Annotated in this window: 12 protein-coding genes; 6 read left to right on the top strand and 6 right to left on the bottom strand. The window is 68.2% G+C overall.

The window, feature by feature from the left end:
* Window positions 1-27: 27 nt before the first annotated feature.
* Entirely contained in the window at window positions 28-1,083 is a 1,056-nt protein-coding gene (locus ACLIVD_RS12220; RefSeq protein WP_283332933.1) for a ferredoxin--NADP reductase, read from the top strand.
* A gap of 6 nt (window positions 1,084-1,089) precedes the next feature.
* Here the strand turns inward: ACLIVD_RS12220 and ACLIVD_RS12215 are convergent, their stop codons facing one another.
* Window positions 1,090-1,686: a CHAP domain-containing protein gene (locus ACLIVD_RS12215; RefSeq protein WP_283354170.1), complete on the bottom strand. Its 597-nt coding sequence runs from the start codon at window positions 1,684-1,686 to the stop codon at window positions 1,090-1,092.
* 25 nt (window positions 1,687-1,711) lie between these two features.
* Window positions 1,712-2,440 (bottom strand): DNA alkylation repair protein, encoded by a 729-nt coding sequence (locus ACLIVD_RS12210; protein ID WP_491932529.1) that lies wholly within the window; start codon window positions 2,438-2,440, stop codon window positions 1,712-1,714.
* 174 nt (window positions 2,441-2,614) lie between these two features.
* Between ACLIVD_RS12210 and ACLIVD_RS12205 the strand changes: the two genes are divergently transcribed.
* Together ACLIVD_RS12205 and ACLIVD_RS12200 are read left to right on the top strand one after the other, a co-directional pair.
* On the top strand, window positions 2,615-2,980 hold the full coding sequence (locus ACLIVD_RS12205) for an SPW repeat domain-containing protein (RefSeq protein WP_491932528.1): 366 nt from the start codon (window positions 2,615-2,617) through the stop codon (window positions 2,978-2,980).
* 86 nt (window positions 2,981-3,066) lie between these two features.
* Window positions 3,067-3,720 carry a TetR/AcrR family transcriptional regulator gene (locus tag ACLIVD_RS12200; protein ID WP_283332931.1) on the top strand — a complete coding sequence of 218 codons (654 nt, stop codon included), beginning with the start codon at window positions 3,067-3,069 and terminating at the stop codon, window positions 3,718-3,720.
* Here the strand turns inward: ACLIVD_RS12200 and ACLIVD_RS12195 are convergent.
* From ACLIVD_RS12195 to ACLIVD_RS12180, 4 genes are all read right to left on the bottom strand, one after another.
* Window positions 3,708-4,481 (bottom strand): glutamate racemase, encoded by a 774-nt coding sequence (locus ACLIVD_RS12195; RefSeq protein WP_283332930.1) that lies wholly within the window; start codon window positions 4,479-4,481, stop codon window positions 3,708-3,710. The genes ACLIVD_RS12200 and ACLIVD_RS12195 overlap by 13 nt on opposite strands.
* Window positions 4,482-4,513: 32 nt before the next feature.
* A complete protein-coding gene (locus ACLIVD_RS12190; RefSeq protein ID WP_283333055.1) occupies window positions 4,514-5,743 on the bottom strand; it encodes an NAD(P)/FAD-dependent oxidoreductase in 1,230 nt (409 codons plus the stop codon).
* 84 nt (window positions 5,744-5,827) lie between these two features.
* Window positions 5,828-8,359: an ABC transporter permease gene (locus tag ACLIVD_RS12185; RefSeq protein WP_491932527.1), complete on the bottom strand. Its 2,532-nt coding sequence runs from the start codon at window positions 8,357-8,359 to the stop codon at window positions 5,828-5,830.
* A 4-nt stretch (window positions 8,360-8,363) separates the two neighbouring features.
* Window positions 8,364-9,137: an ABC transporter ATP-binding protein gene (locus ACLIVD_RS12180; RefSeq protein WP_005239421.1), complete on the bottom strand. Its 774-nt coding sequence runs from the start codon at window positions 9,135-9,137 to the stop codon at window positions 8,364-8,366.
* 143 nt (window positions 9,138-9,280) lie between these two features.
* On the opposite strand from ACLIVD_RS12180, the gene ACLIVD_RS12175 reads away from it, so the two are divergent.
* The 3 genes from ACLIVD_RS12175 (at window position 9,281) to ACLIVD_RS12165 (ending at window position 12,258) form a co-directional block, all read left to right on the top strand.
* Window positions 9,281-10,198, top strand: a complete 918-nt coding sequence (locus tag ACLIVD_RS12175) for a DUF3159 domain-containing protein (RefSeq protein ID WP_349307527.1) — start codon at window positions 9,281-9,283, stop codon at window positions 10,196-10,198.
* A gap of 72 nt (window positions 10,199-10,270) precedes the next feature.
* Entirely contained in the window at window positions 10,271-11,833 is a 1,563-nt protein-coding gene (locus ACLIVD_RS12170) for a long-chain-fatty-acid--CoA ligase (RefSeq protein WP_283332927.1), read from the top strand.
* Window positions 11,830-12,258 (top strand): YchJ family protein, encoded by a 429-nt coding sequence (locus tag ACLIVD_RS12165; RefSeq protein WP_283332926.1) that lies wholly within the window; start codon window positions 11,830-11,832, stop codon window positions 12,256-12,258. The genes ACLIVD_RS12170 and ACLIVD_RS12165 overlap by 4 nt, the downstream gene beginning before the upstream one ends.
* The last annotated feature ends 12 nt before the right edge of the window (window positions 12,259-12,270 follow it).

The raw sequence follows: 12,270 nt of genomic DNA, 5'->3' as shown, positions 1-12,270 counted from the left end.
GCGGAGTACGGAAGGACTGCACACACGATGACGACTGTCGAGGTGCCGCACAGCTCACGATCGGTGGTGCTCACCGTGTCGGGCGTGGTCGAGGAAACCCCCGACTCCCTGTCACTGGTCTTCGACGTTCCGGCAGACCTCGCCGACAAGTTCGCCTACAAGCCGGGCCAGTTCCTCACCCTGCGCATCCCCAGCGACCGCACGGGATCGGTCGCCCGGTGCTACTCGCTGGCCAGCTCACCGTTCACCGACGACGCCCCCAAGGTGACCGTCAAGCGGACCGCCGAGGGCTACGGGTCCAACTGGCTCTGCGACAACGTCGCCGTCGGCGACACCCTCGAGGTCCTCCCCCCGTCGGGTGTGTTCACCCCCAAGTCACTGGACCACGACTTCCTGCTGTTCGCGGCAGGCAGCGGCATCACCCCGGTGATCTCGATCCTCAAGTCCGCGCTCACCGAGGGTTCCGGCAAGGTCGTGCTCTTCTACGCCAACCGCGACGAGAAGTCGGTCATCTTCGCCGAGGAACTCCGCACACTCGCGAGCCGGTACCCGTCACGGCTCGTGTCCATCCACTGGCTGGAGACGGTCCAGGGACTGCCGAGCGTCGATCAGCTCGCCTCCGCCGTCGCGCCCTACCTCGGGCACGAAGCGTTCATGTGCGGACCGGCGCCGTTCATGGACACCATCCACAAGGCCCTCGCCGACGCCGGGATGCCGCGCAGCCAGGTGCACGCCGAAGTGTTCAACTCGCTGGCCGGCGACCCGTTCCGTGACGCCGACGTCGTGGAGGTCACCGAGGACGAGGCCGCCGACGCCGCCACCGTGGAAGTCGAGCTCGACGGCGAGATCCACAACCTCAGCTGGCCCCGCAAACAGACCCTCGTCGACATCATGCTGGCCAAGGGAATCGACGTCCCCTACTCCTGCCAGGAGGGCGAGTGCGGGTCCTGTGCGTGCACCGTGCTCGAAGGCAAGGTCGAGATGGAGAACAGCGAAATCCTCGACCCCGAGGACATCGAGAGCGGTTACATCCTGGGCTGCCAGGCCCGTCCGGTCACCGATCACCTCAAGATCGAATTCTGACTCCGCTCACCCGAGCCGGCCGAAGCCGACGACGGCGGAGTCGCTCGTCCAGTCCACTGTGTGGACGCGGATACGGCCGAACTCGTTGCCGCCGACCGTCGTAGCGGTGTCCCCGTCGACGGCGACGACGACGTTGGTGTGCTGGCCGACCCAGCTGCTGTTGTCGTAGAGCACCACGTCCCCGACGGTCGGGCGATATCCGCCACCGACCTCCTCGAACCGCGACTGCGATTCGTAGTACTCCTGCAACGTGTAGACCCCGGGAATCCGCCAGTGCCCGGAATTCGGATTCGACAGTGGCCGGCCGGCTTCCCGCATGATCCAGCTGACGAAGTCCGCGCACCAGGGCTCTTCGACCCCTTCGGAGTAGAACGTGCCCGGCCGCTGCCTGTCGTGTTCGGCCTCGAGCAACCCGACGATCCGTGCCTGCTGCGGCGACAACGCGGTCGTGTCGACGGCCGGGAATTCCGCGGTGTCCCAGGGCAGGTAGCGGTCCGGCGCCAGCCACAACACGCCTCCCGCGACGACGACCATCGCAGCGACGACGGCGCCGAGAATCACCCCGGCACGTCGGCGGCGGCGAGTGGGCGCGGGAGCAGTCATGCCACCGAATGTAGCGGGTATCCCGTCACCGCATCGCGCGGTAGCCCGCGCGCTCCTCGGCGGTCAGATGCTCGCACGCGTACGTCAGCGCGGTGCGGCCCATCGCCGCGGCGTGTCGGTCGAGGAAACCGGTGAGCAGGTCGCGGTCGACCCGCTTACCGACCTCGCGCAGCATCCAGCCCGTCGCCTTCTGCGTGAGGTCGCGGCGATCACCGAGAACACGCTCTGCGACCTCCAGCGTCGTGGAGGCGTCACCCCGGCGGATGAAACCGAACGTACTGAGCAGCGCCACGCGGCGCCGCCAGAGGTCGTCGTCCGCGGCCAGCGCGAACACCGGGTCCCGCGGCCGGTCGTACAGCCACGCGCCCAGGATCCGGTCGGCGGACGAATCCACCAGATCCCAGTTGTTCACCCGCCCCCGCAGCACCAGGTCGAGGTAGAAGGACGCGATCTTCTCGCGCAGGGCGTCGTCGCCTGCCTTCGCCGCCCGGTCGAACTGCGTCGCGAGCACCAGCAGCCCCGCCAGTCGATGCTCGTGCACCGGACTGTCGAGGAGCACCGTCACCTCCGGAAGGTCCAGATCGGCGTGAGCACGAACCACGCTGCGCGTCCCGGGAACCCGCACACCGATGAAGACGTCGCCCTCCCCGTATCCCCCCGGACCGGTCTTGAAGAACCGTGCCAGATTGACGGCGTCGGCCTCGTCCGACAACTCGTCGAGTGCGCGCTTCACGTCGTCCGCGGTGGAAGTCACGAAGGCACTGTCCCACAGGTGACCGACAGTCGCCGCGACAGTGCGGGCGAAGATCACGAAACATACCCTGACCTGCAGTTTGCGTTATCCGACTGCAATGATCCAGGTATTGATCGGTCGGTCAATCAGGCGTGTACTCGAGGTGGACACAATCCATTTTCGAGGAGGCTGGACATGAGATCGTGGAGTCGTATGCAAGATGTGGTGGCGATCGTGATCGGAGCCTTCGCGGCGCTCTCGCCGTTGTGGCTCGACACCAACAACGCCGCGATGTGGTCACTCATCGTGCTCGGTGTACTCGTGGCCCTCTCCGGTCTCGTCCATATGAGCCGTCCGGAGATGACTCTGGCCGAGTACGCGATGGCCGTCTTCGGAGTGCTGTTGTTCCTCTCCCCGTGGGTGATGAACTTCGACGCATTCACGGGCGCGTCATGGACCGCATGGGTCGTCGGTGTCCTGGCAGTCGTCGTGGCTGTCACCGGGTTGCCGATGATGAGTTCCCGGATGCACGGACACGGAGGGCTGGCGACACATCACTGATCCGTCGACCACAGCACCGAGAACATCGATTGGGGCGGGGCACAGGCTTACGGCCTGTGCCCCGCCGTTCACGTCCGGAAAGGCCCATGCCAACACCCCATCTCGGTAAGCCCGGTGGCCCCCAACCGCGGAAAGGCCGGCGGCGGCGCAGCGCGAAGATCGACGGCGACGCCCGGGAACTGATTCTCGACGCTGCCGAATCCCTCATCGCCGTACACGGATTCGATGCCACGTCCACCGCATCGATCGCCGCTGCCGCGCACGTCCCGAAAGGATTGGTGTTCTACTACTTCCCCTCCAAGACCGACATCCTTCTGGCGCTGCTGTCCGAAAGGCTGCCGACCGAACCCTTCGGCGACGTGGGCCCCCTGGTGACCCCGGGTGACCCCGCCGCCAGCCTCGTCAACCTCGACAACGCGCTGAATCTGCGCGACCACCACTCATCGGTGATGCGCGTGATCATCTGGCGCGAGGCCGAGACCCACCCGGACGTCCGTGCGCACCTGCGACGGTTCCGCGACTACCTCAGCGACATCACCGAGCGTCTCCTGCAGGCCAGTTCGCCCTACCCCGTGCAACCCGGAACTCTCCGGGCCTGCGCGACGGCGTGGGTGGCCGCGATGTTCTCCGTGGCCGGCAACGACCGCCTCCACGACCTCGACGACCTGCCGCGACGGCACGGCGAGGAACTCGGCAACGTCGCACGCGTCGTGGCGGCCGGGATGGTTCAGCTCGGCTGAGAACGCCCCGCCGCCAACAGCTGACCGGCGGGGAACGCCTCGGCGCTCGCGGGCAGCCGCCCGGGCCTGCCGCTGAGGAAGACCTCGACGGTGCCCTCCCCCGCGCTCGGGCGGTTCAACGCATCGATGCGACGGAGAGTCTGCGTCGCCACCGCCTCGGCGCTGTCGAACAACCGCACCCCGGCGGGGAGCTGCGCCGCGATCTCGTCGGCCATCAACGGATAGTGGGTGCAGCCCAGCACCACCCCGCCCACATCGTCGGGTGTGCGCTCCACGGCCGAGGCGATGGCAGCGAAGGCCGCGTCCCGCTCGCCGCGGTCGATCGCCTCGGCGAGGCCGTGGCACGCGACACCCACGACGGAACTGCCGTTCCCGAACTTCGCGATCAGATCCGCCTGATACCGGCTCGCCGTCGTTGCCGCGGTCGCCCAGACGGCCACCGACTCACACGCGGCAGCCGCCGGTTTGATCGCCGGAACCGTGCCGACGACAGGAACTGCCGGTCCGACGAACTCCCGGACGTGGTCGAGCGCGGTGACGCTCGCCGTGTTGCACGGCAGCACGATCACCTCGGCTCCGCGGTCGAGGCAGCGCTGCGCGGTCGCGAGAACGCGGTCGATCACCCACTGCTCCGGCTTGGGACCCCATGGAGCCCCGTCCGGATCCAGAGCGAGGATCAGATCCAGGTCGGGTCGCAACTTGCGCAGCCACGCCGACGTCGGCAGCATGCCGAGACCCGAGTCGATGAGCGCAACAATCACCCGGAGAATCTATCGCGCCCCCGCCCGGCCGCCTACGCCGACGCGGCCTCGAGGACCTCGCCGATCGGAGTTCCCGCCGCGATCTTGCCCCGCATCTTCATGACGCCCCCCGCCATTCCACCGCCGACGACACCGGCCAGGATGCCGTCCCGCTCGTAGTAGGCGAGGAACTTGCGGCCGTCGTCCTTGATCACGTGCACCTCGTCGGTGGCCGCCACCGTGCCCAGTGCCTGGATCTTGATGTCGTACTGGTCGCTCCAGAAGTACGGCACCTGAGCGGCGGCGTTCTCGTCGCCGGTCCCGGTCAACGCCCCGGCGAGGATCTTGGCCTGCTCACCGGCATTGCTCCAGTGCTCGACGCGTTTGCGACCGCCCACCCGCAGCTGCCACGCGGCCACGTCGCCGACCGCCCACACGTGCGGGACCGCCGTGCGTCCGACGCCGTCGCACACCACACCGTTGTCCAGTTCGACGCCGGAGCCGTCGAGCCACGCGGTGACCGGCACCGAGCCGACACCGATCGCCACGACGTCGACCTCCACCTCGGTTCCGTCGCCGAGGACGGCTCCGGTGACCCGGTCGGTGCCCACCAGCGACGTGAGCCCGACACCGGCCCGCAGGTCGACCCCCTCGCCGGTGTGCAGCCGGGCGACGAGTCCGCCGATCTTCTCGCCGAGCACGGACGCGAGCGGCGTCGGCTGCGGCTCCACCAGCACCACGTCGAGACCACCGGCCCGCATGCTCGCCGCCAGCTCGCAGCCGATGAACCCCGCCCCGACGATCAGGGCGCGCTTGCCCTCGGCGAGGTCCGCGCGCAACGCCAGGCTCTCGTCGATGGATCGGAGAACGTGGACGCCCGCGAGGTCCGGGAGACCCGGTATCCGCCGCGGCACGAGGCCGGTGGCGATCACCAGTTCGTCGTAGCCGAGTTCGCTGCCGTCGGCGAGTCTCAGGATGCGGGATCCGGTGTCCACCGCGACCGCCTCGACACCCAGACGCAACTGGATGTTCTTCTCGTCGAAGAACTCACGCGGCTTGAGCGTGGTGTCGCTCGTCTCCCCGCGCATCACTTCCTTCGACAGCGGTGGACGGTCGTAGGGAAGGTGCGGTTCACCGCCGAGAAGAACCAGGTCACCCACGTATCCGGCCCGCCGGAGCTCCTCGGCGGTGCGCAGACCTGCCAGGCCCGCTCCCACGATCACAATTCTCTGCACTGTTCCCGTACCCGCCCAATCTGCCCCTGCGACGAACATGACCGCCATCACATCTCTGGCACAAGTCATATCAAACGCGCTCCGCGCCCGTGAGTACTTGTCAACCGCGGGCGGTTGACAAGTACTCACGGGTCAGAGGTCGGCGATGGCCTCGAGGGGCCGGGTGCGGGCGGCGCGGCTCGCCGGCCACAGCGCTGCGAGCACACCGACCACACCGGATCCGAGGAGCATCGCGATCACCTGTCCCCACGGCACCGTCACCTGGTCGAGACCCTGGTCCTTCAGGGTGCTCACGAAGCCCCACCCGAATGCGATGCCGAGCAGCACGCCGACGGCCGCACCGAACACCGCGATGAGCATCGACTCCAGGTAGATCGTGCGACGCATCTGCGACCGCTGCATTCCGACCGCGCGGAGCATGCCGATCTCCCGCCTGCGCTCGACCACCGACAGCGCGAGCGTGTTGATGATGCCGAGGATCGCGATCACGACGGCGAGTGCGAGGAGTCCGTAGAGGATCGCGAGAAGAGTGTCGATCTGCTGCCCCTGGGTTCCCTTGAACTGTTCCCGGTCCTGCACCTGAACCACGACGAACTGTTTGGTCGCGGATTCGAGGTCGGCGCGCAGCTGCGTCAGATCCGCACCCGGTTTCGCGTCGATGAGGACAGCCAGATCGGGAATCGTCGCGGCGGGCATCACCTGGCGGTACACGTCGTCCGAGACGAGCCAGTCGCCGACCAGCTGGTTGTCCTCGAAGACGCCTGTCACCTCGGCGTCGACGACCTTCCCGTCGGCGCTCGTCATCGGGACGGTCGTCCCCAGCGTCCAGCCCTTCTGCGCGGCCGTCGTCTGGGACACGACGAGGTGGTTGCCCGTCAGATCGGCGCCGCCCTCGACGAGCTTATAGTCGAGGACGCCCTCGAGCGGGCCGTCCAGCGACGCGCCCTGCTCCTGCTCGTCGTCGACCTTCACGGACACCGGATGCAGGGCGGCGGCACTCTGGACGTCGTCGAGGTTGCGCACGGCCCTCGCCGCGCCGCTGGGCACACCGATCTGGTTGGGTCCGGTGAGTACGTAGTCGGCGGACACCCCCGAGTCGACGAGCTGGTTGACGCTGGCCTTCGCGGACGCGCCGAACACGCCGATGACGGACACGAGCATCAGACCCAGTGTCAGCGCGAACGCGGTGGCGGCCGTGCGGCGCGGATTCCGCACGGCGTTGGTGCGGGCCAGGCGCCCGACCGGGCCGAACGGCTTGGCCAGCACCGCTCCGAGGGCCCCGACGATCGGGCGGGACAACGCCGGGGCGGCGAACAGCACGGCGAGGATCAGACCGAGCGCTCCGGCACCGACGACGGCGGCCGCGCCACCACCCGTGCCCCGCGAACCGATCACGAGTCCCACGACACCGAGGACACCGAGGACGGCACCGGCGATGGTGCGCGCGTGCAGTGAGTCACCGGTGGACGCGAATTCCTCCCGCATCGCCGCGACCGGCGGCACCTTGGACGCGCGCCGGGCGGGTGCGTACGCGCTGACGGTCGTCACGAGCACCCCGACCACGAGGGCGATGAGAATCGTGCGCGGCCCCACCTGCAGGGGACCTTCGGGCAGACCGACGTCGAACGCGTTCAGCAGTGCCCGCAGACCGTAGGCCAGGCCGACGCCGGCGGCGATCCCGATCGCGCTGCCGGTCACGCCGACCACGAGGGCCTCGAAGACCACGGAACGACCCACCTGCTTGCGGCTGGCGCCGATCGCGCGGAGCAGCGCCAGTTCGCGCAGACGCTGGGCCACGATCATCGAGAACGTGTTGTAGATGATGAACGTGCCGACGAGCAGGGCGATCGCACCGAATGCGAGGAGGAAGTAGTTGATGAAGCTCAGCGCCTCGGTCACCTGCGCCTTGGTCTCCTCGCGCACCTCGTCGCCGGTCTGGACCTTCGCGTCGGGAAGGGCCGCGGCGATCTCGTCGCGCAGTTCGGTCTGGGACACGCCCGTCCCGGCGACGTCGATGTACTCGACGTGTTTGCCGTCGGTGAACAGTTCGCGGGCCTGCGAGTCGACGAACGTCGCGCCGATGAATCCACCGGTCTCGTTGCCGGTGTCGTAGATGCCGGAGACGGTGACGTCGACCATGCCGCGAGCGGGCACGAGAACCTTGGTGGTGTCGCCGACCGCCAGTTGCGCGCGTTCGGCGGCGCTGGCGTTGACGGCCATCTGGCCGACCTGAGCCGGCGGGCCGCCCTGCACGTACTCGTCGGGCTCACCGAGCGCCTGGCCCGGCGGCAGGTACGACTCGCCGATGCTCGGCGCACCACCCGTCTGGACGGCGGCGCCGTCGGAGTCGATGAGGACGATCTGCCCGCTGACGGCAGGTGCCACCGCGCGCACTCCGTCCAGCGCGGTGAGGGTGTCGAGGTCGGCGAGGGGCACTCCGCTGGAGTTGCGCTCCTCGCTCGACACCCGGACGTCGACCCCTTGCGCGGTGTTCTCGAAGATCGAGTCGAACGTCTTCTGGAGTGTGTCGGTGAAGACGAAGGAGCCGGCGACGAACGCGGTTCCGAGCACCACGGACAGCACCGTCAGCGCCAGCCGGACCTTGTGTGCCGCCAGGTTGCGCAGCGACACCTTGCGCATCGGGGCGCTGGATGTGGACGCCATGCGGTCAGACCGCCGCGTCGGACGCGAGGGCGTGAGCGGGCTCGTCGAGTCGCTTCATGGTGTCGAGGACCGAATCGGCCGTCGGGTCACGCAGTTCGTCGACGATCTTGCCGTCGGCGAGGAAGACCACCCGGTCGGCGTAGGCCGCCGCCCGGGGATCGTGCGTGACGATGACGACGGTCTGGTGGAACTCGTCCACCGCGGCCCGCAGGATCGACAGCACCTCACCAGAGGACTTGGAGTCGAGGTTGCCGGTGGGCTCGTCGCCGAAGATGATCTCCGGCTGCCCGGCCAACGCGCGCGCGCACGCGACGCGCTGCTGCTGACCACCGGACAACTCGCCCGGGCGGTGCTCGAGACGGTCCTGCAGTCCGAGCTTGGTGAGCACGTTCTCGAGCCATGCGGCGTCCGGCTTGCGGCCCGCGATGTCCAGCGGAAGGGTGATGTTCTCCAGTGCCGTCAGCGTCGGCACCAGGTTGAATGCCTGGAACACGAAGCCGATCCGGTCGCGTCGCAGCTGCGTCATCTGCTTGTCCGTCAGCGTCGTCAACTCGGTGTCGCCGATGAGGACCGAACCCGAACTGGCCGCGTCGAGACCGGCCAGGCAGTGCATCAGCGTCGACTTACCGGAACCGGACGGTCCCATGATCGCGGTGAACTCACCACGGGCGAACTCCGCGGATACCGCGCTGAGCGCGTGGACCTGGGTGTCGCCGGTGCCGTACGTCTTGGACAGCTCGACAGCACGGGCAGCGACAGCGGGGGCATGCGTGCTCATGATCGCCTTTCGTATTCCTCTTGTGGCGGTCCGGCCCCGTGGTGACGGGCCGGGACGGTGCACGCGCGGCGCACTCCTCCATCTTGTCGACACCCGCTGCGGCCCGCCATCAGGGACCACCCTGATCTTCGGTCGCCGCGGCCGTGATCTCGGACACGGAGACCCCCGCGGAAACGCCCACAACGGAAGTACCGACCTGGGAGAATTCCGGTATCGCCGGTGCGAAGGAGAGCCTCATGGCCATCGAATCCCCCAAACCTCGGGCCGGATCGCGGTTCCTCGACGCGTTCCTGCAATCACCGTTCGCCGGCCTGGCGCCGTGGATCGTGATGTCGCTGCTGTCCGGCCCCGGGCGGTTCGAGGAATCGGTCGCCACCGCACTCGGGTTGTCGATCCTGTTCCTGTTCCTCAGCCACCGCCGCGGCGGAACCCTCAAACCCCTCGAAGTGTTCGACATCCTCTACTTCGGGTGCCTCGCCGCGATCGGACTGTTCGCGTCCGACGACCTGATCACCTGGCTGGAGAAGTGGTCGGGCGAGATGTCGAGCCTGGCGCTGGTCGCGTTCGCGTTCGGCTCGCTGCTACTGCGCAATCCGTTCACCCTGCCGTACGCGAAAGAGACCACACCCGAGGAGTATTGGAACTCGCCGCTGTTCCTCAAGGTCAACCAGCTCATCACGCTGGTGTGGGGGCTGTCCTTCACGGTGTCGGCGGCGGCCGGACTGTATGGCGACCTCGTCCTCGACCAGCCGGACAATTTCTGGACGGGCTGGATCATCCCGATCGGGGCGTTGCTGTTCGCGCTGTCCTTCACCGAGTGGTATCCGGACGTGGCGAGCGCGCAGGCGCCGCGGGAGCCCGGGGAACCGGAAGAGGTGGCACCACCCCTCGTCAAACTGTTCGACTTCCTGCCGCCGTTCGTGATCGGCGTGGGGATCGCGATGCTCGTCACCGACAACGACCCCGACTGGCTGGGCATCACCCTGATCGTGGTCGGCGCCCTCGGCACCGCCGCGCTGCGACGCGCGGACGCACAGAGCCGAAGCAGTTCGGCCGCGTGAGGCAAAACGTCACTGATCGGATCACCGGCTACTAGCCTGATGTGACTGACGTCACAGACGAGAGGTGGGCGCATGTCGGACGCCGACAACGAGATCATCTTCGACCGCCTCGCGCACTGGGCGCAGGTCCGACCGGACGACGTCGCCGTGCAGTTCCAGGGCACCGAATACACGTGGTCCGGTTGGCACGACCGGATCCTGCACATCGCGGGAGCCTTGGCGGAGGGCGGAATCCGGGCCGGTGACACGGTCGCGTTCGTCGACAAGAACCATCTGTCCTGCCTCGAGGTCACCTACGCCGCGTCGCTCCTCGGCGCGGCCGCCGCGGTTCCGAACTGGCGGCTGGCCGGCGAGGAACTCGACTACGTGATCAACGATTCCGGGGCGCGGATCCTGTTCGTGGGCAACGAGTTCCTCCAACAGGTCATGGCACTGCGCGACCGGTTGACCGGCATCGAGCAGATCATCACCGTCGGCGGGGAGCACGACGAGTTCGAGCCGTGGCTGGCCGAGGCGTCGGTGCTGTCGTCGAGGCCGGAGGTGGGAGCGGATGCCACCGCGCTGATCCTGTACAGCTCGGGAACCACCGGCAGGCCGAAGGGCGTTCAGCTGACCCACCGCAATCTGATCGCCCACAGCGCCGCGGTGCTCGAGATCCTGCCCGCGCGGCACGACGACTGCCTGCTCGTCGCCATGCCGCTGTTCCACGTCGGCGGAAGTTGTTACGCGATCATGGGCGTGCACGCCGGCGCCCGGTGCCACTTCACCCGGGAGGCCGACGCCCCGTCCCTGTTCGGCGCGCTCGCTGCGGGTGCAAACATCGCGTTCCTGGTGCCGCCCGTGATCGCCGGAGTGCTCGCCGCAGGCGAGCAGGCCGTGGCCGCGTTCGGTGCGCTGCATCGCATCACGTACGGCGCGGCGCCGATGCCGCTGCCGTTGCTGCGCAGCGCGCTCGCCGCCTGGCCGGAGGCGGAGTTCGTCCAGGTCTACGGAATGACCGAGTGCGCGGGTGTCGTCACCGCTCTGCTGCCCGAGGTGCATCGCGATGCGGCACAGGAGGCGAGGATGGCGTCGGCAGGACAGCCCATTCCCGGTGTGGAGATGCGCATCGTGGACCCGGCCACCGCCGAGGACGTCGCCTCCGGCGAGACCGGGGAACTGTGGTGGCGTTCGGAACAACGCACGCCGGGCTATCTCGGCAAGCCCGAGGCGACCGCGGAGGCGATCACCGCCGACGGGTGGTTGCGCAGCGGCGACATGGGGCGGGCGGACGCCGACGGTTTCGTGTTCATCGAGGACCGGCTGAAGGACATGATCATCACCGGTGGTGAGAACGTGTACTCCCCCGAGATCGAACGGGTGCTCGTCGAACACCCGGCGGTGGCGGAGGTGGCGGTGATCGGCGTGCCCGACGACCACTGGGGTGAGACGGTCAAGGCCGTCGTCGTGCCGGTGACCGGAACCAGTATCGAACCGGACGAGCTGATCCATTACACCCGCCAGCGTCTGGCGAAGTTCAAGTGCCCGACGACGGTCGACGTCGTCGACCTGCTCCCCCGCAACCCCACCGGCAAGATCCTCAAGCGGGAACTGCGCGCGCCGTACTGGAAGGACCGCACCCACAAGCTCGTGTGACCGCCGTCCATACTGGGACGGTGACCGTTCGATGCCCCTGCCTGCTCGGTGAACCGTACGACGAGTGCTGCGGGAGGTATCACCGCGGCGAGACCACGGCGCCCACGGCCGAGCGCCTCATGCGATCGCGGTTCAGCGCGTTCGCCGTCCTGGATGCCGACTACCTCCTCGTGACGTGGCATCCGAGCACCCGGCCCGGGACCCTGGACCTCGATCCGGAGCAACGCTGGACCCGCCTCGACATCCTGGGCACGAGCGGCGGTGGACTGCTCGACACCACCGGCACCGTAGAGTTCCGCGCGCACTACGTGCTGGACGGCCGCCGCGAATCGCTGCACGAGAACAGCCGATTCGTCCGTGAGAACGGCAATTGGCTGTATCTGGACGCGATCGCGACGCCACGCCAGGGGCTTCCCCTTCTCTGATCGGCCCCGGCT

Source organism: Rhodococcus sp. G6(2025) (assembly GCF_058628105.1).
The sequence above is the reverse complement of the archived record's forward strand: the minus strand, read 5'-3'. Positions and strand labels throughout refer to the sequence as shown.

Coding starts and splice junctions, on each gene's coding strand:
- ACLIVD_RS12170 (WP_283332927.1), top strand. CDS start 10,271: ATGTCGGACGCCGACAACGAGATCATCTTCGACCGCCTCGCGCACTGG.
- ACLIVD_RS12200 (WP_283332931.1), top strand. CDS start 3,067: ATGCCAACACCCCATCTCGGTAAGCCCGGTGGCCCCCAACCGCGGAAA.
- ACLIVD_RS12215 (WP_283354170.1), bottom strand. CDS start 1,686: ATGACTGCTCCCGCGCCCACTCGCCGCCGCCGACGTGCCGGGGTGATT.
- ACLIVD_RS12180 (WP_005239421.1), bottom strand. CDS start 9,137: ATGAGCACGCATGCCCCCGCTGTCGCTGCCCGTGCTGTCGAGCTGTCC.
- ACLIVD_RS12205 (WP_491932528.1), top strand. CDS start 2,615: ATGAGATCGTGGAGTCGTATGCAAGATGTGGTGGCGATCGTGATCGGA.
- ACLIVD_RS12190 (WP_283333055.1), bottom strand. CDS start 5,743: ATGGCGGTCATGTTCGTCGCAGGGGCAGATTGGGCGGGTACGGGAACA.
- ACLIVD_RS12220 (WP_283332933.1), top strand. CDS start 28: ATGACGACTGTCGAGGTGCCGCACAGCTCACGATCGGTGGTGCTCACC.
- ACLIVD_RS12185 (WP_491932527.1), bottom strand. CDS start 8,359: ATGGCGTCCACATCCAGCGCCCCGATGCGCAAGGTGTCGCTGCGCAAC.